General features: G+C 67.8%; 13 protein-coding genes. 12 read left to right on the top strand and 1 reads right to left on the bottom strand.

The window, feature by feature from the left end:
• The first annotated feature begins 554 nt into the window (after positions 1 to 554).
• From ACWDEW_RS17460 to ACWDEW_RS17450, 3 genes are all read left to right on the top strand, one after another.
• Positions 555 to 1640 carry a lytic polysaccharide monooxygenase auxiliary activity family 9 protein gene (locus ACWDEW_RS17460; RefSeq protein WP_450513772.1) on the top strand — a complete coding sequence of 362 codons (1086 nt, stop codon included), beginning with the start codon at positions 555 to 557 and terminating at the stop codon, positions 1638 to 1640.
• A gap of 323 nt (positions 1641 to 1963) precedes the next feature.
• Positions 1964 to 5236 (top strand): GH92 family glycosyl hydrolase, encoded by a 3273-nt coding sequence (locus tag ACWDEW_RS17455; RefSeq protein WP_450513770.1) that lies wholly within the window; start codon positions 1964 to 1966, stop codon positions 5234 to 5236.
• A 67-nt stretch (positions 5237 to 5303) separates the two neighbouring features.
• The gene (locus ACWDEW_RS17450; protein ID WP_450513768.1) at positions 5304 to 5678 is read left to right on the top strand and encodes a hypothetical protein; all 375 of its coding nucleotides are present in this window, start codon (positions 5304 to 5306) and stop codon (positions 5676 to 5678) included.
• Positions 5679 to 5685: 7 nt separating this feature from the next.
• Here the strand turns inward: ACWDEW_RS17450 and ACWDEW_RS17445 are convergent, their stop codons facing one another.
• Positions 5686 to 9477 carry a GH92 family glycosyl hydrolase gene (locus tag ACWDEW_RS17445; RefSeq protein ID WP_450513766.1) on the bottom strand — a complete coding sequence of 1264 codons (3792 nt, stop codon included), beginning with the start codon at positions 9475 to 9477 and terminating at the stop codon, positions 5686 to 5688.
• A gap of 340 nt (positions 9478 to 9817) precedes the next feature.
• On the opposite strand from ACWDEW_RS17445, the gene ngcE reads away from it, so the two are divergent.
• The 9 genes from ngcE (at position 9818) to ACWDEW_RS17400 (ending at position 21968) form a co-directional block, all read left to right on the top strand.
• Positions 9818 to 11284 (top strand): N-acetylglucosamine/diacetylchitobiose ABC transporter substrate-binding protein, encoded by a 1467-nt coding sequence (gene ngcE, locus ACWDEW_RS17440; protein ID WP_450513764.1) that lies wholly within the window; start codon positions 9818 to 9820, stop codon positions 11282 to 11284.
• 49 nt (positions 11285 to 11333) lie between these two features.
• Entirely contained in the window at positions 11334 to 12260 is a 927-nt protein-coding gene (locus ACWDEW_RS17435; RefSeq protein ID WP_450513762.1) for a carbohydrate ABC transporter permease, read from the top strand.
• Between the two features lie 4 nt (positions 12261 to 12264).
• Entirely contained in the window at positions 12265 to 13194 is a 930-nt protein-coding gene (locus ACWDEW_RS17430; protein WP_450513760.1) for a carbohydrate ABC transporter permease, read from the top strand.
• Positions 13195 to 13376: 182 nt separating this feature from the next.
• Positions 13377 to 14576, top strand: a complete 1200-nt coding sequence (locus ACWDEW_RS17425) for an ROK family transcriptional regulator (RefSeq protein WP_450513758.1) — start codon at positions 13377 to 13379, stop codon at positions 14574 to 14576.
• 133 nt (positions 14577 to 14709) lie between these two features.
• Positions 14710 to 15804: a sugar ABC transporter substrate-binding protein gene (locus tag ACWDEW_RS17420; protein WP_450513797.1), complete on the top strand. Its 1095-nt coding sequence runs from the start codon at positions 14710 to 14712 to the stop codon at positions 15802 to 15804.
• A 209-nt stretch (positions 15805 to 16013) separates the two neighbouring features.
• The gene (locus ACWDEW_RS17415) at positions 16014 to 16802 is read left to right on the top strand and encodes an ATP-binding cassette domain-containing protein (RefSeq protein ID WP_388111288.1); all 789 of its coding nucleotides are present in this window, start codon (positions 16014 to 16016) and stop codon (positions 16800 to 16802) included.
• Positions 16799 to 18115: a sugar ABC transporter permease gene (locus tag ACWDEW_RS17410; RefSeq protein WP_450513756.1), complete on the top strand. Its 1317-nt coding sequence runs from the start codon at positions 16799 to 16801 to the stop codon at positions 18113 to 18115. The genes ACWDEW_RS17415 and ACWDEW_RS17410 overlap by 4 nt, the downstream gene beginning before the upstream one ends.
• A 217-nt stretch (positions 18116 to 18332) precedes the next feature.
• Positions 18333 to 20297, top strand: coding sequence for a 1-deoxy-D-xylulose-5-phosphate synthase (gene dxs / locus ACWDEW_RS17405; RefSeq protein WP_450513754.1), 1965 nt, complete (start codon positions 18333 to 18335; stop codon positions 20295 to 20297).
• Positions 20298 to 20444: 147 nt separating this feature from the next.
• Positions 20445 to 21968, top strand: a complete 1524-nt coding sequence (locus ACWDEW_RS17400; protein WP_450513752.1) for an amino acid permease — start codon at positions 20445 to 20447, stop codon at positions 21966 to 21968.
• Positions 21969 to 22115 lie beyond the last annotated feature (147 nt).

The following is a 22115-nucleotide window of genomic DNA, read 5'->3' as shown; positions in this document are numbered from 1 at the left end:
CGTGTGTTCGGGGCGAGTGTCGTCTCCCGCCGCGAAGTGGTGCCGAGTCATTGGCCGTGTGCCGGCCGACGGCGTGGTCAGGCGCCGACGGCTTGGCGGCACCAGGTTGTCGCCGCGGCCGGCCGGCAGCCAAGGAGTTCCCGGCGCCTTGGGAGGACGGGACGGTGGTGCCTCTGTGACCTGGGCTGTCGCGAAGCCGCTGGGATGCGGTAGGGACGCCGTTGCGACGGTCATCGCGGCCCGGCCGCCGCCGGGCCGCACCTCGTCGCGCCACCGCGACCGGGCGGCTGCCGATACGGCTTCCGGCTTCCGGCATCTTTGCGGGGCCCGGTGCCCGCGGACCGGCGCCGGGCCGCTTCTGGAACGGTCCAGCCGTACCGCGACGTTTACAGCCGCCCCGGTCCGCGCTAGCTTCACTGGGGTGCGGGGTGGGAGCGCTCCCAGCAGGCGCCGGCGGACCGGAACCCGCCGGAGTCGGGGCCGCTTCCGCCCCGCGCTCCCATCCATGACCCGCGAGCGAAGGCACCCCACACAGAGGTAGATCTGTCATGCATATGACAAAAACGAGATCTCCGTTCCGCCTGTCCCGATTACCCCTGCCCACCCGGAGCAGGGCCCTCTTCCTCACCCTCCTGGCGCTGCTCACCACCCTCCCCGCCCTGGCCCTGATCCTCGCCACCGGCGGCACCGCGCAGGCCCACGGCACCCCCATGAAGCCCGGCAGTCGCACCTTCCTCTGCTGGCAGGACGCGCTGACCACCACCGGCGAGATCAAACCCATCAACCCGGCCTGCAAGGCGGCCCAACAGGTCAGTGGCACAACGCCGTTCTACAACTGGTTCTCCGTCCTGCGCTCCGACGGCGCCGGCCGCACCCGCGGCTTCGTGCCCGACGGCCAGTTGTGCAGCGGCGGCAACCCCAACTTCACCGGTTTCAACCTCCCGCGCGACGACTGGCCCCTCACGCATCTCACCTCGGGCGCGACGGTCGACTTCTCGTACAACGCCTGGGCGGCGCACCCGGGTTGGTTCTACGTCTACATCACCAAGGACGGCTTCGACCCGACGAAGGCACTCACCTGGGACGACATGGAGGACACCCCGTTCCTCACGGTCGACCACCCGCCGCTCAACGGCACTCCGGGCACCGTCGAGGCCAACTACTCCTGGACCGGGCAGCTTCCGGCGAACAAGTCGGGGCGGCACATCATCTACATGGTGTGGCAGCGCTCGGACAGCACCGAGACCTTCTACTCCTGCTCGGACGTCGTATTCGACGGCGGCAACGGAGAAGTGACAGGTATTCACGACCCGGGCAACCCCACCGACCCGGTACCCGGGGTGTGTTCGGCCACCCGCCGTACGACGGGCAGCTGGCCCGGCGGCTACCAGTCCGAGGTGACCGTCACCAACTCCGGCGACGTCCCGATGCTCGGCTGGATGGTCAACTGGACGCTCCCCGGCGGCCAGTCGGTCGCCAGCCTCTGGAACGGCAACGCGACCTACAGCGGCCAGGACGTGATGGTCCACAACGCCGACTGGAACGGCTCACTGAGTCCGGGGCAGAGCACCACCTTCGGCTATGTCGTGAACGGCGACGGAGGTGACCCGGCAACTGCCCTTCCCTGCCAGATCGGTTGAGCCTGCGCTCGGGGCGGACCCGGTGGACGGGGGCCACCGGGTCCGCGAGCCGGATGGGCGATGGGGGTGAGCCCACCCGGGTGGTGCGTGGCTTGGGGCGACACTGTGATGCGACAACGTTGTCAAATGGTCTGCATACGACTCTACCGCCTCAACGGACAACGATGTCAACCCAGTTGGCCTGCGGACGCCGTCCGAGTGGCCGCATCGCGCGCCCTCGCCGGCCCACGCGCTCTTCCGTGGTACGGGTGGCGCACGTTACTGTCCCTGCGGCTTGTGCGACCTGTGGTGCGCGACCCGTCCGAAGGAGGAGGGGCCGCGTCATGCGTTTCCGTCCCACGTCCCTGTTGCTCGCCGCCGCACTCGCGGTCGGCGGCGCCACCCCCGCCCTGGCGGCCACCACCGCCCCACCGCAACTCGTCAAGGACCCCAGCGCCTACGTCGATCCGCTGATCGGCACCAAGAACGGCGGCAATGTCTTCCCGGGCGCCGTCGTGCCCTTCGGCATGCTCTCCTGGAGCCCGGAGAACACCAGAGGCAGCGCGACGAGCACGGCCGCACCCGGCGGCTACCAGTACGACGCCACCCGCATCCGCGGGTTCAGCCTCACCCACATGTCCGGCACGGGCTGCGCGGGCGGCAGCGGCGACATCCCGTTCTTCCCGTACGCCGGTGAGGTCACCTCGTCCCCGGCGAGCGACACCAAGGACGCCGTCTACGCCTCCGACTTCAGCCACACCGCCGAGACCGCCGAGCCCGGCCACTACAAGGTCGGCCTCGCGTCCGGTGTCACGGCCGACCTCACCGCGACGGCCCGCACCGGCTCCGGCCGCTTCACCTACCCGGCCGACAAGCCGGCCTCCCTCCTGATCCGCACCGCCAACTCCGAGGTGGGCTCCACCGATTCGTCGGTCACCATCGACCCGGCGACCCGCACGGTCTCCGGCTCGGTCACCTCCGGCAACTTCTGCGGCTACCTCGACCCCGAAGGCCAACGCGCCTACTACACCCTGTACTTCACGGCCACCTTCGACCGCGCCTTCAAGACCACCGGCACCTGGCAGGACGACAAGCTGACCCCGGGTTCGACGAGCGCGACCGGCGGCACGGGCGGCTTCACCAACGGCGGCCGTCCCACCGCCGGCAAGGGCGCGGGCGGCTACGTCGAGTTCGAGCCCGGCACCGGACCGGTCGGCGTCAAGGTCGGTATCTCGTACGTCAGTCGGGCCGGCGCCGAGGCCAACCTCGCGGCGGAGAACCCGCCGAAGCGCTCCTTCGACGCCGTCGAGGACGCGGCCCACCGAGCCTGGCGCGACCAGCTCGGCGCGATCAAGGTCGGCGGGGGCACCGACACCGAGCGCACCACCTTCTACACCGCGCTCTACCACTCCCTCCTGCACCCGAACGTCATCAGCGACGCCGACCGCAGATACACCGGCAGTGACGGCAAGGTGCACAAGGTCGGGCGGGGGCATCAAGCGCAGTACGGCACCTTCTCCGGCTGGGACATCTACCGCTCCCAGGTCCAGCTCCTCACCCTCCTCAACCCCCGCACCGGCTCGGACATCGCCCAGTCCCTCTACGAACTCGCCCGGCAGAACGGCGGGATCTGGGACCGCTGGCTGCACGGCGCGAGCGGCACGCACGTCATGAACGGCGACCCCTCGCCCACCGCCCTGGCCGGCATCCGCGCCTTCGGCGGCACGGACTTCGACCTGAAGGGAGCCCTCGCTTCCCTGGTCCGGGCGGCGACCGTACCGACCGCGCAGGACCTGTCCTCGTCCGGCAAGCCCGTGCTCTCGGTGGGCCAACGCCCGTCCCTGGACAAGTACTTGAACCTGCACTACATGCCGTCCGTCTCCAACGCCTGGGGCGGCGCGGCCGAGACGCTGGAGATGTCCACGGCGGACTTCGCGCTCTCCCAGCTCGCCACGGCGGCGGGGAAGAAGAGCACGGCGGCCGACTTCGCCAAGCGCGCCCAGTGGTGGCAGAACAACTTCAACATCGCGGCCGACCCCACCGGCGGCTACATCGCCAACCGCAAGGCGGACGGCAGCTGGGTCACCGGCTTCACCCCGGGCACCGGCAACGGCTTCGTCGAGGGCACGGCCGCCCAGTACACCTGGATGGTCCAGCACAACCCGGCCGGTCTGTTCGCGGCGATGGGCGGCACGGACAAGGCCCTCGCCCGCCTCGACTCCTTCTTCCACGAGGCGGACGGGAGTTGGGCCTTCACCGGGAGCGGCGGCGACAAGTCGGAGCTGGACAACGAGCCGTCCGTCAACGTCCCCTACCTCTACGACTACGCAGGAGCGCCCTACAAGACCCAGGAGACGGTCAGGGCGGCCATGAAGCGGCTCTGGACGACCGACCCGGCCGGCATCCCCGGCAACGACGACCTCGGCGAGATGTCGTCCTGGTACGTCTTCTCCGCGCTCGGCATGTACCCCCAGGTCCCCTCCCGCGCCGAACTCACCCTCGCCTCCCCGCTGTTCGAGCGCATCGAGATCAAGCGCCCGCACGGCAACGACATCTCCATCCACGCGCAGGGCGCGGCGACCGACGCCCCGTACATCCAGTCCCTGAAGGTCAACGGCCGTAGCAGCGACCGCCCTTGGCTCTCCTCCTCGATCGTCAGGAACGGCGGCACCCTCGACTACACCCTCTCCACCACCCCGAACCGCACCTGGGGCAGCGACCCCGCCGACGCCCCACCGTCCTTCCGCGCCGGTGAACAGCCGTACCAGATCGGCGTCGGCCCGACCGCCGCGACCCTCGCGCCCGGCGACACGACCAAGGTCAACATCAAGGCCCTGTCCCTGAGCCGCGGCACCGGACCCGAGGTCCGCTACAGCGTGGAGACCCCTGCCGGAGTCACGGCAACTCCCGCGCAGGGAACGGTCGTCGACGGCTCCCAGGACATCACCCTCACGGCCGCCGACGACGTCAAGCAGGGCTTCTACGACGTGAAGGTCACCGTCACCTCGGGCGACACGTCGTACGAGCAGCCGGTGTCCCTCACGGTCGCCGCGCCCGGCACCCTGCTCGCCGCCTACAACAACACCGGCGTCTCCGACGACACCGGCGAGCACGACGAGGCGGACTACGACGGGGGCGGCTGGAGCTACTCCCTCCAGGCGCTCGCGGCGGCCGGGCTGACCCCGGGCGGCACGGGCACGGTGGACGGGCTCGGCTTCACCTGGCCGAACTCGCCGAACGGGCGGCCGGACAACGTGTCGGCGGCCGGTCAGACCGTCCAACTCCCGCAGCCCTCGGCCACCTTGTCCTTCGTCGGCAGCGCGGTCAACGGCAACCAGCAGACGAAGGCCACCGTCACCTACACCGACGGCAGCACGGACGTGATCGATCTTTCCTTCACGGACTGGACGGTCGGCGGAGGCGGCGGAACCGTGCAGTACGGCAACGAGGTCGTCGCCAGGACCGCGTACCGCAATGTCGCGGGTGCGGACAAGGACCCGGTCGTCACCTATGTGTTCGCCACCAAGCCCTTCGCGGCACCCACGGGCAAGACCATCAAGAGCGTGACACTTCCGGACGACCCGGATCTCCATGTGTTCACCCTTGCGGTGAACTGACGTCCACCCTGTGTGCCCTCGCCCGTTCCGGTGGCGGGGGCACATCGGTGCGTGCGAGCATCCGCAGATGGGTAAACGGCCGCAGCTGCCCGAGGAGTTCCGGGCCGAAGCGCGTTCGGCCTTCGCTTTCCTGGTCGAGGGCGAAGGCTTCGCGCCGCCGGAGGACATAGACGGTGGCCTGCGTTATCTGCGCGCCGACCTGATGGTGCGCGTGTGGTTCCTGGGCGGCGCCGAGTCAGAGGTCCTGACACGACTGATCCCCCTGGCGCCGGACGGCACCAGGGGGAAAGGGGCTTGGCTGGACGACCTGTACAAGGCCGCCGCGTGCGGTCCGGCCCAGGACGTCCCCGTCTTCGCGTCGACCAGGAGAGGCGTGCTCAGACGGGTTCACCAGCACGCGGAGGCGTTGCGGAAACTGCTGCCCCGCCTCCCCGTGCCGTGACCGTGCCTCAGGCGAGCAGCTCCACCTCCGCGAGCGTCGCGGAGCCGTCCAGGACCAGGCGGTAATGGGCGTACGAGCCGGGTGACTTGACCGAGAACGCGCGCGTCTGCTTGTCCCAGGTGAAGGACTCGCCGGAGCGCTTGTCGAGCGTCTTCCACTTGGTGCCGTCGGTCGAGCCCTGGAGGGTCCAGCCGGTCGGTGCCGTCGTGTGGTCCGCCGACGACGTCAGCGTGTACTGGATGCCCTTGGTGGCCTTGGCGACCGGCAGGTCCACCGAGGTCACCGTCGCGGCCGTGGCCGACGTGTTGTCGAACAGGGCGCCGTCACCGGTGAGTTGGTCGCTGCGGGGCGTCGGCACCTGGTCGTTCTTGGTGATCGACACCGGCGCCGCGTTCTTGCCGCTGCCCCACGCCGAGGGCTTGGAGCCCATGGAGAAGTCCAGCACTCCGCCCTTCTCCAGCAGCGAGTGCGGGAGCGAAGTCGACGTCCAGGGCTTGCCGTTGACCTTCAGGCTCTGGACGTAGACGTTCTTCGTGCTGTTCTTCGGCGCCTTGACGACCAGGTCCTTGCCGTTCTCCAGGTGGACGGTCGCCTTGGTGAACAGCGGGGAGCCGATGGTGTAGTCGCCGCTGCCCATCACCAGCGGGTAGAAGCCGAGGGCGGAGAAGAGGTACCAGGCCGACTGCTCGCCGTTGTCCTCGTCGCCGTGGTAGCCCTGCCCGATCTCGCTGCCGGTGTAGAGGCGCGACATGACCTCGCGCACGTTCTTCTGCGCCTTCCAGGGCTCGCCGGCCGCGTCGTACATGTAGATGACGTGGTGGGCGACCTGGTTGGAGTGCCCGTACTGGCCCATCCGGACGTCCCGCGCCTCCGTCATCTCGTGGATGACCCCGCCGTAGGAGCCGACGGTCGCGGACGAGGCCTTCTCCGGGGTGGCGAAGTACTCGTCGAGCTTGTCGCCGAGGGACTTCTGGCCGCCGTAGAGGTTGGCGAGGCCGCGGCTGTCCTGCGGGGCGGTGAAGGCGTAGCCCCAGCCGTCGGTCTCCGTGTAGTCGTAACCCCAGATCTTCGGGTCGTAACTCGCCGAGTCCACCCGCCAGTTGCCCTTGGCGTCCCTGCCCTGGAAGAACCCGGCCCGCTTGTCGAAGAGGTTCACGTAGTCCTGGGCGCGGTTGAGGAAGTACTCCGACTCCTCCTTGTAGCGCTTCTCCCCGGTCTTCTTGTAGAGGGCCAGGCCCATCTGCGCGATGCCGTAGTCGTTGTTGTAGCCCTCCATGGCCCAGGAGAAGCCTTCGCCGGTGTCGGTGCTGGTGTAGCCGAGGAAGGGCGAGGTGGCCATGCCCTTGCGGCCGACGCCCGAGGAGGGCGGGACGACGGTGGCGTTCTTCACGGCCGCGTCGTAGGCCGACTTGGCGTCGAACTGCACGCCCTTGACGTACGCGTCCGCGAACGCGACGTCCGAGGAGGTACCGGTCATCAGGTCCGCGTAGCCGGGGGAGGACCAGCGCGAGGTCCAGCCGCCGTCCTTGTACTGCTGCACGAACCCGTCGACCATCTCACCCGCCTGACCGGGCGTCAGGAGTGAGTACGCCGGCCAGGTGGTCCGATAGGTGTCCCAGAAGCCGTTGTTGACGTACACCTTGCCGTCGACGATCTTCGCGCCGGTGTGCGTCGGGGTGTCCTGGCTCGGCATCGGGGAGAACGGCGAGGCGTACTGGTAGGTCGAACCGACCTTCTCGAAGCCGGAGTTGGGGTACAGGTACAGCCGGTACATGCTGGAGTAGAGCGTGGTCAGCTGGTCGGGGGTCGCGCCCTCCACCTCGACCTTGCCGAGCAGCTTGTCCCACACCTTCTGAGCCTGGTCCTTGACCGTGTCGAAGGAGGTGCCCTCCGGGATCTCCTGGCTCAGGTTGGCCTTCGCCTGGTCGACGCTGATCAGCGAGGTGGCCAGGCGCAGGGTGACCGTGTGGTCGGCGCCCGCCTTGAACCGCAGATAGCCCTTGACGCCGGAGGAGGAGCCGTCCGTGACCGGCGCGTCGAAGACGCCGTACACGAAGAGCCGGGTGGCGCCCGTGGACAGACCGGACTTGACGTCCGAGTAGCCGGTGACGGTCCCGTTGGTCTTGTCGAGGGTCAGGCCCGCCTGCTCGGTGACGTTGTCGAAGATGACGCTCGCGTCGTCGCCGGGGTAGGTGAAGCGCAGCGAGGCCGCGTGGTCGGTCGGCGCCATCTCGGCCTTGAGGCCGTTCTCGAACGTGACGCCGTAGTAGTAGGGGCGCGCCGTCTCGTTCTCGTGCTTGAAGGCCAACTCCCGTGCGTTCGGGTCGGTGTTGGGCGTTCCCGAAGCCGCCGAGGGCATCACCTGGAAGGTCTGCCGGTCGCCCATCCAGGGGCTCGGCTCATGGCTCAGGCTGAGCGCCTGGAGCGTCGGCAGGTTGGCGTCGTTGTTCGCCCGCGCGTAGTCGTAGAGCCAGCTCAGCGACGACGAGTTGGTCACCGGCGTCCAGAAGTTGAAGCCGTGCGGCAGCGCGGTCGCGGGGAAGTTGTTGCCGCGGGAGAAGCTGCCGCTGGAGTTGGTGCCCCGGGTGGTCAGCGCGTAGTCCGACAGATGTGCCTTCGGCTTCTCGGGCGCGACCGACCTGATGCTCACGTCGTCCAGCCAGCCCCGGAACTTCGCCGGCCCGCTGGGGGAGTCGTAGGCGAGGAGAATCCGGTCGACGGTCTTCCCGGCCGCGACCGAACCGATCCGCGAGAGCACGTTGTTCCACTGGTTGACGTAGAGGATCTTCGCCGCGCCCTGCCCCTGCGGGGTGAGCGCGAAGCCGTGCGAGTCCGTCGCGCCGAGGCCGCTGAGATAGGTGCCGTCGGTGAAGGCGAGGTCCACGGAGACGTTCGTGGCGTCGTAGTCCAGATCGCCGTCGGCCATCTGCGGGAAGATCCTGTACGACAGCTCGGTGTCCCGGCCGACGGCCACGTCCACGTCGAAGACCTTGTTGTACGAGTACGCCCGCCCCGTCGCCGTATGACGGCCCGCGTACCGCAGTGCCCGCGTCCCGGTGAAGCCGGCGGCCGCCTTGGCCGTGGGGGAGCCGCTGGGCCCGCGGTCGACCAGCGAGAGCATGTCCTCGGGGATCGGGGCGGTGGAGCCACCGGTCGAGAACTGGACGTCGGCGAGCTGCAGGATGTCGCCGCCGTTGTTCTTGCTCACGTCCAGCCGGAAGTGCTGGTACTCGGCGGGCTCGGCGAGGTCGTACGACTTGGTCTGGAAGCGGGCGGAGAACGACTCGCCGGAGCGGGTGTCGACGGTCTTCCAGTCCTTGCCGTCGGTCGACCCCTGGAGCGTCCAGTCCTGCGGGTCGCGCTCGTCGTGGTCGTTGGCCGAAGTCAGCGCGTACGTGACTATTTTGAGCGGTTTGTCGAGATCGAACTCGACCCAGCCCGTGGGCTCGAAGGTGAGCCACTTGGTGCCGGACTCGGCGTCGACGAGGTTCTCCTTCACCTCGCCCGCACCGGTGTTCTCGCCGCTGGCCCGCAGGTCCGTGACGTGGTCGTCCACATTGCCGGGGATACCGCTGGTGTATCCCCCGTCGACACCGGAGGCCCGCTTGGAGCCGTCCGGCGCGGTGTCCACGGTGTTCAGCCAGTCCGGCGCCGGGTCACCCGCCTCGAAGGAGGAGGCGAACTCCCCGGCCGGAGCGGGTGCCTTGACGGGCAGCGCGACGGCCGCCCCCTGCGAGCCCGCCACCAGAGCGACGGCGGCCACCGAGACGGCCGCCGAACCCCACCATCTGTGATGCATACGAGGGCATCCTCCCTGCACGTGGGACAACGTTGTCAATTTCGACGCGCAGGCAACAGTAGGGAGTCAAGTGGCCAGGGATGTCAAGGGTGTTGAGTGCGGCATTCGAGCGCAATAGCGGGGATTTCTCCGGCATCGAACGCACAGGGCCTTCATATTTCCGCGAGGTCTCACTTCGGAAAAGACCGACAACCTACCCTGCATTCGATCTTGCTCTGCTGGCAAGAAGTGGACTATACCTGTCGGCGTTCCACCCCTGCACGAACCAGCTCGACCTGACCGCGGTGCCGGGGAGGATCCGGTTCACCGCCTGAGTCCTGGAGAAGGCGAGGACTTGAGCATGGGATCCACTTCCGCCGAGAACAACGTTTCGGGTACCAACGGCGCACAAGGTGTCGGCCGCCGAGATCTGATCAAGAGGTCGGCCGCGCTCGGCCTGATCTCCGTTCCTGCCATGAGCTTCCTCTCGGCCTGTGCGAGCAGCGACAGCGGCTCGGACAAGAAGGCCAAGTCGGGCACGAAGACCGCGAAGAACCCGCTGGCGGTGAACGAGACCGCGCAGATGGAGTTCGTGCTCTTCGACGGTGGCTTCGGAAAGGAGTACGCCCAGGACGCCGTCAAGATCTACGAGAAGAACTTCCCCAAGGCGAAGGTCAAGTTCTCCGCCACCCAGAAGATCCAGTCGACGCTGCAGCCCCGCTTCAACCAGGGCACCCCGCCGGACCTGATCGACAACTCCGGTGCCGAGCAGATGGACATGGGTGTCCTCGTCGGCAAGAAGCAGCTCACCGACCTCACCCCGCTGCTGGACGCGCCCTCCTACGACGACCCCTCGAAGAAGGTCCGCGACACCCTGCGGCCCGGCATCGTCGAGATGGGCCAGTTCGACGGCGACCCGGTCTGGATCATGTACTACGCCTACACGGTGTACGGCGTCTGGTACTCGCAGAAGGCCCTGGACTCGCTCGACGAGAAGTACCCCGAGACCTGGGACCAGATGCTCGCGGTCTGCGCCAAGGCCAAGAAGAAGGGCATGGCGGGCTGGACCTACGCGGGCAAGTACCCGTACTACATCCCGTTCTCGCTCTACCCGATGATCGGCAAGGTCGGCGGCCGCGAGGTCCTCGACGCGATCGACAACCTGGAGCCCAACGCCTGGAAGCACCCGGCCGTCAAGGCCTGCTTCGACGCCTACTACGAGCTCTACAAGAAGGGCTACATCCTCAAGGGCACGCCCGGCATCGACCACATTCAGTCGCAGACCGCGTGGGCCGAGGGCAAGGCGCTGTTCATCCCGAACGGCTCCTGGGTGGAGAACGAGTCCGCCAACGTCATCCCCAAGGACTTCAACCTCGCCGTCTCCGCGCCGACCGGCATCGACAGCTCCGACAAGATGCCCTTCGGCACCATCTGGGCGTCCGGCGGTGAGCCCTTCATCGTCCCGGCCAAGGCGGCCAACGCGGCGGGCGGCATGGAGCAGCTGCGCATCATGCTCAGCGAGGCCTCCTCGAAGAACTTCACCAGCAAGGTGAAGTCACTGACCGCCTACAACGGCGGCACCACCGGGATCACCCTCACGCCGGGCCTCACCTCCGGTGTGGCGGCGCTGAAGCTGGCCGGCGACAACGTCCTCAACCCGCGACTGCAGGACTGGTACGTGCAGTTGCAGAAGGAGCAGATCGGTGTCGCGGGTCTCGGCGAGATGATGGCCGGACGGGCCACTCCGGCCGAGACCATCAAGAAGATCCAGGGCTTCGCCGACGCGGCGGCCAAGGACACGTCGATCAAGCACTACAAGCACCAGTGAGGATCCGTCACCAGCGGCGGCGCCCGCCCAGAGAACGGGGTCGGTAGCAATGCAGCACGGCAAGTACCGGTTCATCGTGGGGTTCCTGGCCGTTCCCCTCGGGCTGTACGTGCTTTTCGTCGTATGGCCCTTCATCCAGTCCATCTACTATTCGTTCACGGACTGGACGGGGCTGAGCCCGGAATTCAAAATGGTCGGCTTCGACAACTACAAGAGAATGTTCCACGACGAGATCTTCTGGAAATCGTTGCAGCACAGTCTCCTGTTCGCGTTGGTGCTGCCGCTGGTGACGATCAGTCTGGCGCTGTTCTTCGCTTTCATGATCAATGTCGGTGGGCGGCGCCGGACGGGCGGCCCGGTGGTCTCGGGCGTCCGCGGCTCCTCCTTCTACAAGATCGTCTATTTCTTCCCGCAGGTCCTCTCGATCGCGATCGTCGCCCTGTTGTTCGCCTTCGCGTACAACCCCGACAGCGGCGCGATCAACTCCTTCCTCCGCGGGATCGGACTCGGCAGCATCCAACCGCTGTGGCTCGGTGATCCGAGCCTCGCCCTGTGGTGTGTGATGGGGGTGCTCGTCTGGTCCACGGTCGGCTTCTTCGTGGTCCTCTTCTCCGCCGGTATGGCGTCCATCCCGGCGGAGCTGTACGAGGCGGCGCTGCTCGACGGAGCCAACCGGATGACCACGTTCTTCCGCCTCACCCTGCCGCTGCTGTGGGACACCGTGATGTCCGGCTGGGTCTACATGGGCATCCTGGCGCTGGGCGCCGAGTCGTTCGCGGTCGTACAGATCATGACGACCGGACCGGGCGGTCCCGACTACTCGACCACCGTCATGGTCCTGTACGTGTACCAGAAGGCGTTCCGAGACGGACAGGCCGCCTACGCGACCACCATCGGCGTCGCCCTGCTCGTCGTCACGCTGGCCTTCGCGGCGATCGTGATGCGACTGGGCCGCCGTGAGCGGCTGGAGTTCTGATCACATGAAGACGACCGAGACCCCCGCCCCCCTGCCGGCCGAGCCCGGTGTCCCCGTCGCCAAGTCCGGCACAGCCGTCGGAGACCCGCCGAAGCGGAAGAAGAAAAGAGAGGGCACGGTCCTCAACGTCTTCTCGCACGGCATGCTCATTCTCTGGGCGTTCATGGTCGTCCTGCCACTCCTGTGGGCGGTGATGACGTCCTTCAAGAGCGACAGCGCGATCTTCAGCTCGCCCTGGGCACTGCCGGACAAACTGCACTTCGGCAACTGGGCGCGCGCCTGGACCGACGCCAACATGAGCGACTACTTCTTCAACACCGTTCTGGTGGTGGGCGGTTCGCTCATCGGCACGCTGGTGCTCGGTTCGATGGCCGCGTACGTGCTCGCCCGGTTCGACTTCCCGGGCAACCGCTTCATCTACTTCCTGTTCATCGGCGGCATGAGCTTCCCGATCATGCTGGCTCTGGTTCCGCTGTTCTACGTCGTCAATAACCTGGGACTGCTCAACACGATCCACGGGCTGATCCTGGTCTACATCGCCTACTCGCTGCCGTTCACGGTCTTCTTCCTGACCGCGTTCTTCCGCACGCTGCCCACCTCGGTGGCGGAGGCGGCGTTCGTGGACGGGGCCTCGCACAGCCGGACGTTCTTCCAGATCATGCTGCCGATGGCCAAGCCGGGCCTGATCAGCGTGGGGATCTTCAACTTCCTGGGCCAGTGGAACCAGTACATGCTGCCGACGGTCCTGAACACCGACCCGGACAAGCGGGTCCTCACCCAGGGCCTGGTGCAGCTCGCCGCCAGCCAGGGCTACAAGGGCGACTGGTCCGGTCTCTTCGCCGGTCTGGTCATGGCGATGCTTCCAGTACTTGCTGCATACATCGTCTTCCAGCGTCAGGTGGTGCAGGGGCTGACGGCGGGGGCTCTCAAGTAGCGCCCCGCTAGGGGCTCGTGCGTGCCGCTCCAGGCTTCTGGGGCGGCTTGCACGCATGCGTGCAAGTACCCGGATGCGGTTCAACCTCTTGACGGGAGGCGACCCTAACGGCTCAGCTTAGAGTTCACTAGTTGGACATAGACGGGGCCTCATCGATGCGGTCCCGCGCGCAGGAGGTCGTCGTGGAGACTCCGGGGTCGCAGTCGTCGCTGCACCGAGCGAATCTAGAGCGGGTCGTGCGAGCGGTGCGGCTGGCCGGGTCGCTCACGCAGGCGGAGATCGCGAGGACGACGGGTCTGTCCGCTGCGACGGTCTCCAATATCGTGCGCGAGCTCAAGGACGGCGGAACGGTCGAGGTCACACCGACTTCGGCGGGCGGCCGCCGGGCCCGCAGCGTGTCGCTGAGCGGCGACGCCGGCATCGTGATCGGCGTCGACTTCGGGCACACACATTTGCGCGTCGCGGTCGGAAATCTCGCCCATCAGGTGCTGGCCGAGGAGTCCGAGCCCGTCGATGTGGACGCCTCCTCCACGCAGGGCTTCGACCGGGCGGAAGAGCTGGTCAACCGGCTGATCGCGGCGACCGGAGTGGACCGTTCCAAGATCGCCGGGGTGGGCCTCGGCGTGCCCGGGCCGATCGACGTGGAATCGGGCACCCTGGGCTCCACCGCCATCCTCCCGGGCTGGACCGGCACCAGACCCGCCGAGGAGCTCGGCAGCCGTCTGGGTGTACCGGTGCACGTGGACAACGACGCCAACCTCGGCGCCCTCGGTGAGCTGGTCTGGGGCAGTGGGCGCGGGGTCAGGGACCTGGCGTACATCAAGGTCGCGAGCGGGGTCGGCGCGGGGCTGGTCATCAACGGCAAGATCTACCGGGGCCCGGGTGGCACAGCGGGAGAAATCGGGCATATTACTCTTGATGAGTCCGGCCCTGTCTGCCGTTGCGGAAACCGGGGCTGCCTGGAGACCTTCGCGGCCGCGCGCTATGTGCTGCCGCTCCTCCAGGGCAGTCACGGCACCGACCTGACCATGGAGGGAGTCGTACGGCTGGCGCGGGACGGAGACCCGGGCTGCCGTCGGGTGATCGCCGACGTCGGCCGCCACATCGGCAGTGGAGTCGCCAATCTCTGCAATTTGCTGAACCCGAGCCGAGTGGTCCTCGGTGGCGATCTCGCCGAGGCCGGTGAGCTGGTGCTCGGGCCGATCAGGGAGTCTGTCGGCCGCTATGCGATCCCCAGTGCGGCGCGTCAACTGTCCGTTCTCCCGGGGGCACTTGGAGGCCGTGCGGAGGTGCTCGGAGCACTCGCTCTCGCGCTCAGCGAGATGGGCGATTCGACACTTTTGGACGGGTCGCTGACTGCAGCGACACCTGTCTTCACTTAGAGAACGCACGACGCCGTTGCCATCTCGTTAAGTATTTACTTCTTGACGTCGCACGCGTGGCCGAGTTGACTTCCAGCCACCTCGGCCGCAACGACGCGGCCTCGTCAGGGAGGTTTCTGAAGTGAACACGCGTATGCGTCGTGCCGCCGTTGCTGTCATCGCCACCACGATGGCCGTCTCGCTGGCCGCCTGTGGCAAGGCCGGCGACAAGAAGTCCGACAGCAGCTCGTCCAGCTCCTCGGGCGGTACCAACGCCAAGATCGGTCTGCTCCTGCCCGACAGTGTCACCACGCGGTACGAGAAGTTCGACAAGCCGTACTTCGAGGCCAAGGTCAAGGAGCTCTGCTCCGGCTGCACCGTCGAGTACAACAACGCCAACGCCAGCGCGGCCACCCAGGCCCAGCAGGTCAGCAGCATGATCACCAAGGGCGTCAAGGTCATCGTGATCAGCGCCCAGGACTCCGCCGCGATCAAGTCCTCGATCCAGCAGGCGGTCAACAAGGGCATCAAGGTCGTCGCGTACGACCGTCTGGCCCAGGGCCCGGTCTCGGCCTACGTCTCCTTCGACAACGTCCAGGTCGGCAAGCTCCAGGGCGAGGCTCTCCTCACCGCGCTGGGCTCGAAGGCCACCACCAAGTCGAAGATCGTCATGATCAACGGTGACGACGCCGACCCGAACGCCGCGCAGTTCAAGAAGGGCGCCCACGAGGCCCTCGACGGCAAGGTCGACATCGCCTACGAGCAGTCCGGCCTGTGGAAGGACACCATCGCCGGGCAGAAGATGTCGGCGGCCATCACCCAGCTGGGTGCCAAGAACATCGCGGGCGTCTACTCCGCCAACGACGGCATGGCCGGTGGCATCGCCACCGTCCTCAAGGGCGCCAAGATCAGCGGCATCCCGCTGACGGGTCAGGACGCGGAGCTCGCCGGTATCCAGCGCATCGTCGCCGGTACCCAGTCCTCCACCGTCTACAAGGCCTTCAAGCCGGAGGCCGAGGCCGCCGCGACGCTCGCCGTGGACCTGGCGCAGAACAAGAGCATCTCCTCGCTCGCCACCACGACCCAGACCAGCGGCTCCGGCGACAAGGTGCCCTCGCAGCTGCTGACCCCGGTGTCGGTCACCAAGGCCAACATCAAGGACACGGTCATCAAGGACGGTCTCTACACCGTCGCGCAGATCTGCACCGCCGACTACGCCGCGGCGTGCAAGGCGGCCGGTCTGTCCTAACCACCGCCCAGCGGTGACAGAGCCCCTTCGGCGTCCGCCCCACCTTCAAACCCCGCTGTGGGGCGGGCGCCGATCGGAACCCGTGCGAACGCAGCCGTTGCCAACTGGCACCGGCCGCGCGCATGTTCATCTTGTAAATCTGTGCCTAGGCACAACCCTCCGCGGCTTTTGACAAGCGCGGCATCCCCGCCGGTCAGGCGGCGAAGGAGATGGTTCACGTGTCCGCTACGCCCGTGCTGGCGTTGCGCGGAGTCTCCAAGCGATTCGGTGCGGTGCAGGCCCTCACCGACGTAGAGCTGGAGGTTCACGCCGGAGAAGTGGTCGCACTGGTCGGCGACAACGGCGCAGGAAAGTCCACCCTGGTGAAGACGATCGCCGGTGTGCACCCCATCGATGAAGGAGTCATCGAGTGGGAGGGCAACCCGGTCAGCATCAACAAGCCGCACGACGCCCAGGGACTCGGCGTCGCGACGGTCTACCAGGACCTCGCGCTCTGCGACAACCTCGACGTCGTCGGCAACCTGTACCTCGGACGTGAGCTGCTTCGCCGTGGCGTCATCGACGAGGTCACGATGGAGAAGAACTCCCGCGAACTGCTGAGCACTCTCTCCATTCGCATCCCGAGCGTGCGGATCCCGATCGCCAGCCTCTCCGGTGGCCAGCGGCAGGTCGTCGCCATCGCCCGTGCGCTGATCGGTGACCCCAAGGTCGTCATCCTCGACGAGCCGACCGCCGCCCTCGGTGTCGAGCAGACCGCGCAGGTCCTCGACCTGGTCGAGCGGCTGCGCGAACGCAACCTCGGCGTCATCCTCATCAGCCACAACATGGCCGACGTCAAGGCGGTCGCCGACACCGTCAACGTGCTGCGGCTGGGCAAGAACAACGGCTCCTTCCCGGTGAAGGACACCAGTCAGGAAACGATCATCGCCGCGATCACCGGTGCCACGGACAACGCCGTGACCCGTCGTGCGGTGCGCAGCACGGAGGCGGCAAAGTGAGCGACACGTCCAACACCGTGAAGAAGGAATCGGCGGAGTCGCAGACCACCGTCGCTCCCGCCGACGACCCCACGGCCGCGGCCGTCTCGGTCGTCGACCCGCGTCTGCTGGTCCGCGACGAGGGCTTCAAGGGCTACATCACCGAGTTCAAGCGCAAGGTCAAGGGCGGTGAGCTCGGCTCGCTGCCGGTCGTCGCCGGTCTGATCGTCATCGGCATCATCTTCCAGATGCAGAACAGCCGGTTCCTGAGCGCGGACAACCTGTCCAACATCAGCTACTACCTGTCGGCCACCGGCATGCTCGCCATCGGCCTGGTCTTCGTGCTGCTGCTCGGCGAGATCGACCTGTCCGTCGGCTCGGTCAGCGGTCTGGCGTCCACCCTGTTCGCCGTCTTCGTGGTCAACCACGGGATGGAGGGCTGGCTGGCGCTGGTCCTGACCATCGTCACGGGTGTCGGCATCGGCGCGCTGCACGGCTTCTTCTTCGCGAGGATCGGCGTACCGGCGTTCGTCGTCACCCTGGCCGGCTTCCTCGGCTGGAACGGTCTGATGCTGTGGCTGCTCGGTTCGAGCGGCACCATCAACATCCCGGACGCGGGTCCGGTGCACCTGCTCGGCCAGAGCTCGTTCTTCATGGACCAGTCGATCGCCGGCGCCTACATCCTGGCCGGCCTCGGCGTCGTCTCCCTGGCCTACGGCTCGCTCGTCGACCAGCGCCGCCGCAAGGCCGCCGGGGTGCCGTTCCGGCCCACCAGTGAGATCGCGCTGCGGGTCGGCCTGCTCGCCGTGGCCGCGTTCGTCACCGCGGCCGTGCTGAACTCGGCGGCGGGTGTCTCCAACTCGCTGGTGATCTTCCTCGCGTCCCTGGTGATCGTGGACTTCGTGCTCCGCCGTACCCCGTACGGCCGCAAGGTCTTCGCGGTCGGCGGTGGCATCGAGGCCGCGCGCCGTGCCGGTATCAACGTGTCCATGATCCGCATCACCGTGTTCGCCATCTCCGGCGGCTTCGCGGCGGTCGGCGGTATGTTCTTCGCCGGCCAGACCCAGAGCGCCACGCTCAACGCCGGTGGCGGCAACACCCTGATGCTGGCCATCGCGGCGGCGGTCATCGGCGGTACGAGCCTCTTCGGTGGCCGCGGCACCGTCTGGTCCGCCCTCCTGGGCATGCTCGTCATCCAGTCGATCCAGACCGGTCTCGACCTGCTCAACATGAACACGTCGATCCAGTACATGATCACGGGTGGCGTTCTGCTCGGCGCGGTCGTCATCGACTCGGTGTCCCGCAAGAGCCAGAAGGCGGCAGGTCGCGGCTGACCTGCGGCTGACCTGCGTCCTTTCGGACCAGTGCCCGGTACCGATCGCGGTACCGGGCACAGTCATGTCGTAGGAAAGGTCGTAGGAAAGGCTGTTCTTGGGTACAGCCGATCGCGTGACGTACGACGCACAGCCCGGGCGCGGTCCGCAGAGGCGGAACATTAGACTCGACAAGCCCGGCAACAGCTCGATCAGCTCTACTCGCAAGGAGGCACGGGTGCCGCTGCTGACCCGCATCAGGGGACCGCGCGATCTGGACCGGCTCAGCCTGGAGCAGCTGGACCAGCTGGCCGAGGAGATCCGGACCTTCCTCGTCGACGCCGTCTCCAAGACCGGCGGCCACCTCGGCCCGAACCTCGGTGTGGTCGAGCTGACCATCGCCCTGCACCGCGTCTTCGAGTCCCCGAAGGACCGGGTGCTGTGGGACACCGGCCACCAGTCCTACGTCCACAAGCTGCTCACCGGCCGCCAGGACTTCTCGAAGCTCAAGCAGAAGGGCGGCCTCTCCGGCTACCCCTCGCAGGCCGAGTCCGAGCACGACGTCATCGAGAACTCGCACGCCTCCACGGTCCTCGGCTGGGCCGACGGCCTCGCCAAGGCGAACCAGGTCCTGGAACGCGACGACCACGTGGTCGCGGTCATCGGTGACGGCGCGCTGACCGGCGGTATGGCCTGGGAGGCGCTGAACAACATCGCCGACGCCAAGGACCGTCCCCTCGTCATCGTCGTCAACGACAACGAGCGGTCCTACGCACCGACCATCGGCGGCCTCGCGAACCACCTGGCGACCCTGCGGACCACCGACGGCTACGAGCGCTTCCTGGCCCGCGGCAAGGACCTCCTGGGGCGCACCCCGGTCGTCGGCAAGCCCCTCTACGAGACGCTGCACGGCGCGAAGAAGGGCCTGAAGGACTTCATCGCCCCGCAGGGCATGTTCGAGGACCTCGGCCTCAAGTACGTCGGCCCCATCGACGGCCACGACATCGAGGCGATGGAGTCCGCGCTGGCCCGCGCCAAGCGCTTCGGCGGCCCGGTGATCGTGCACGTCCTCACCGAGAAGGGCCGCGGCTACCAGCCCGCCCTCCAGGACGAGGCCGACCGCTTCCACGGCATCGGCCCCATCCACCCCGACACCGGTCTGCCGATCAAGGCCTCCGGCGCCGACTGGACCTCCGTCTTCGGCGACGAGATGGTCGCGCTCGGCAAGGAGCGCGAGGACATCGTCGCGATCACCGCCGCGATGCTCCAGCCGGTCGGCCTGAAGAAGTTCGCCGACGCCTTCCCTAACCGGATCTACGACGTCGGCATCGCCGAGCAGCACGGCGCCGTCTCCGCGGCGGGCCTCGCCACCGGGGGACTGCACCCCGTCTTCGCCGTCTACGCCACCTTCCTCAACCGCGCCTTCGACCAGGTGCTGATGGACGTGGCGCTGCACAAGTGCGGGGTGACCTTCGTCCTGGACCGGGCCGGCGTCACCGGCACCGACGGCGCCTCCCACAACGGCATGTGGGACATGTCGATCCTCCAGGTCGTCCCCGGGCTGCGGCTCGCCGCCCCGCGCGACGCCGACCAGGTCCGCGCCCAGCTCCGCGAGGCCGTCCAGGTCAAGGACGCGCCGACCGTGGTCCGCTTCTCCAAGGGCGCGGTCGGCCCGGCCGTACCCGCCGTGGGCCGGATCGGCGGCATGGACGTGCTGCGCGCGCCCGGCACCGACGCCCCGGACGTCCTGCTGGTCTCCGTCGGCGCGCTGGCGCCGATGTGCCTGGAGATCGCCGACCTCCTCGACAAGCAGGGCATCACCACCACTGTCGTCGACCCGCGCTGGGTCAAGCCCGTCGACGAGGCCATGGCCCCGCTCGCGGAACAGCACCGGGTGGTCGTCACCGTCGAGGACAACTCCCGTGTCGGCGGCGTCGGTTCGTCGATCGCGCAGGCCCTGCGCGACGCCGGCGTGGATGTTCCCCTCCGCGACTTCGGCATCCCGCCGCGCTTCCTCGACCACGCCTCCCGCGCCGAGGTGATGACGGAGATCGGCCTCACCGCCCCCGACATCGCCCGCCAGGTGACCGGCCTGGTCTCCAAGCTGGACGGCCTCCCCCTTTCTCGGCTTCGCTCGAATGGGGGGACCCCCATCGACCGGCCCACGGCGGAGGTCGACTCGGTGGAGTCCGCACGCGACTGAGGTACGGCCGCACCGCCGAACGGGCCGCTTCCACCACTCTTCGCAGTGGTGAAAGGGGCCCGTTCGCGTGAACCCGCCCGCGTCGGGGCATACGCACATCGCCCCCTCTCGATCATGTCGAGGACGCCAAGCGTGGGAGGTACACCCGTGAGCAGCACCCTCTTCCGGACGAAGAGAGTCGAACAGTCCATCCAGGACACCGAGGAACCGGAGCACGCGCTCAGGAAATCCCTCTCCGCCCTGGACCTGACCGTCTTCGGCGTCGGTGTCGTCATCGGCACCGGCATCTTCGTCCTCACCGGCACCGCCGCCAAGAACAACGCCGGCCCGGCGGTCTCCCTGTCCTTCGTCGTGGCCGGCGTCGTCTGTGCCCTCGCGGCGCTCTGCTACGCCGAGTTCGCGTCCACGGTCCCGGTCGCTGGTTCCGCCTACACCTTTTCGTACGCCTCCCTCGGCGAACTCCCCGCCTGGACCATCGGCTGGGACCTGGTCCTCGAACTCGCCCTCGGTACGGCGGTGGTGGCGGTCGGCTGGTCCGGCTACATCCACTCGCTGCTGGACAACGCGGGCTGGCATCTGCCCGAGGCGCTCAGCGGCCGGGACGGCGCCCACGGCTTCGGGTTCGACATCCTCGCCGCCGCGCTCGTCCTCGTCCTCACGGCGATCCTCGTGCTCGGCATGAAGCTCTCCGCGCGCGTCACCTCCGTCGTCGTCGCCATCAAGGTCGCCGTCGTCCTCGTGGTGATCGTCGCGGGCGCCTTCTTCATCAAGGCCGACAACTACAAGCCGTTCATCCCCAAGTCGCAGGCCGTGGAGGCGGGCGGCAACCTCAAGGCCCCGCTCATCCAGCTGATGTTCGGCTGGGCGCCCTCCAACTTCGGCGTCATGGGCATCTTCACCGCCGCGTCCGTGGTCTTCTTCGCCTTCATCGGCTTCGACGTCGTCGCCACCGCCGCCGAGGAGACCCGCAACCCGCAGCGGGACGTGCCGCGCGGCATCCTCGGCTCACTGATCATCTGCACCACGCTGTACGTCGCCGTGTCGATCGTCGTCACCGGCATGCAGAAGTACAGCTCGCTGTCGATCGACGCACCCCTCGCCGACGCGTTCAAGGCCACCGGACACCCGTGGTTCGCGGGTCTCATCAGCTTCGGCGCCGCGATCGGCCTGACGACGGTGTGCATGATCCTTCTCCTCGGCCAGGCCCGGGTCTTCTTCGCGATGAGCCGCGACGGACTCCTGCCCCGCTTCTTCTCGCACGTCCATCCGCGCTTCCGCACCCCGTACCGCCCGACCATCCTCCTCGGTGTGATCATCGCGATCATCTCGGGCTTCACGAGCCTCAGCGAACTCGCCGAACTGGTCAACATCGGCACCCTGTTCGCCTTCATCGTCGTGGCGATCGGCGTGATCATCCTCAGGAACAAGCGCCCGGACCTGCCCCGCTCCTTCCGCACCCCCCTGGTCCCGGCCCTCCCCATCCTCTCGGTCCTGGCCTCCCTCTGGCTGATGCTCAACCTCCCCGCCGAGACCTGGCTCCGCTTCGCCATCTGGATGGTGATCGGCTTCGTCGTGTACTTCTTCTACGGCCGCACCCACAGCCGGCTCGGACAGCAGCAGGTGGCGGAGGCGGGCCGGTCCCCGCAGCCGCCGGGCGGCCCGACGCCGTAGCCGCAGCCAACTGCCTTGCCCCACCGGCCCCGTGGGCCCCGCTCCAGCGGAACCCGCGGGGCCGGACCGTGTGTCGGCCCTGACCGGAATTGGCTGTCGACATACCGGAGCCGACCCGTAAGCTGCCTCTGCCGCCCTTGTATCGAC

This window comes from Streptomyces sp. NPDC001100 (genome assembly GCF_053598575.1).
The sequence above is the reverse complement of the archived record's forward strand: the minus strand, read 5'-3'. Positions and strand labels throughout refer to the sequence as shown.

What these genes read in the sequence shown, in the direction of transcription:
- ACWDEW_RS17450 (WP_450513768.1), top strand. Translation starts at nt 5,304, where the DNA reads ATGGGTAAACGGCCGCAGCTGCCCGAGGAGTTCCGGGCCGAAGCGCGT.
- ACWDEW_RS17420 (WP_450513797.1), top strand. Translation starts at nt 14,710, where the DNA reads ATGCGTCGTGCCGCCGTTGCTGTCATCGCCACCACGATGGCCGTCTCG.
- ACWDEW_RS17430 (WP_450513760.1), top strand. Translation starts at nt 12,265, where the DNA reads ATGAAGACGACCGAGACCCCCGCCCCCCTGCCGGCCGAGCCCGGTGTC.
- ACWDEW_RS17435 (WP_450513762.1), top strand. Translation starts at nt 11,334, where the DNA reads ATGCAGCACGGCAAGTACCGGTTCATCGTGGGGTTCCTGGCCGTTCCC.
- ngcE (WP_450513764.1), top strand. Translation starts at nt 9,818, where the DNA reads ATGGGATCCACTTCCGCCGAGAACAACGTTTCGGGTACCAACGGCGCA.
- ACWDEW_RS17460 (WP_450513772.1), top strand. Translation starts at nt 555, where the DNA reads ATGACAAAAACGAGATCTCCGTTCCGCCTGTCCCGATTACCCCTGCCC.
- ACWDEW_RS17415 (WP_388111288.1), top strand. Translation starts at nt 16,014, where the DNA reads ATGGTTCACGTGTCCGCTACGCCCGTGCTGGCGTTGCGCGGAGTCTCC.
- ACWDEW_RS17455 (WP_450513770.1), top strand. Translation starts at nt 1,964, where the DNA reads ATGCGTTTCCGTCCCACGTCCCTGTTGCTCGCCGCCGCACTCGCGGTC.
- ACWDEW_RS17445 (WP_450513766.1), bottom strand. Translation starts at nt 9,477, where the DNA reads ATGCATCACAGATGGTGGGGTTCGGCGGCCGTCTCGGTGGCCGCCGTC.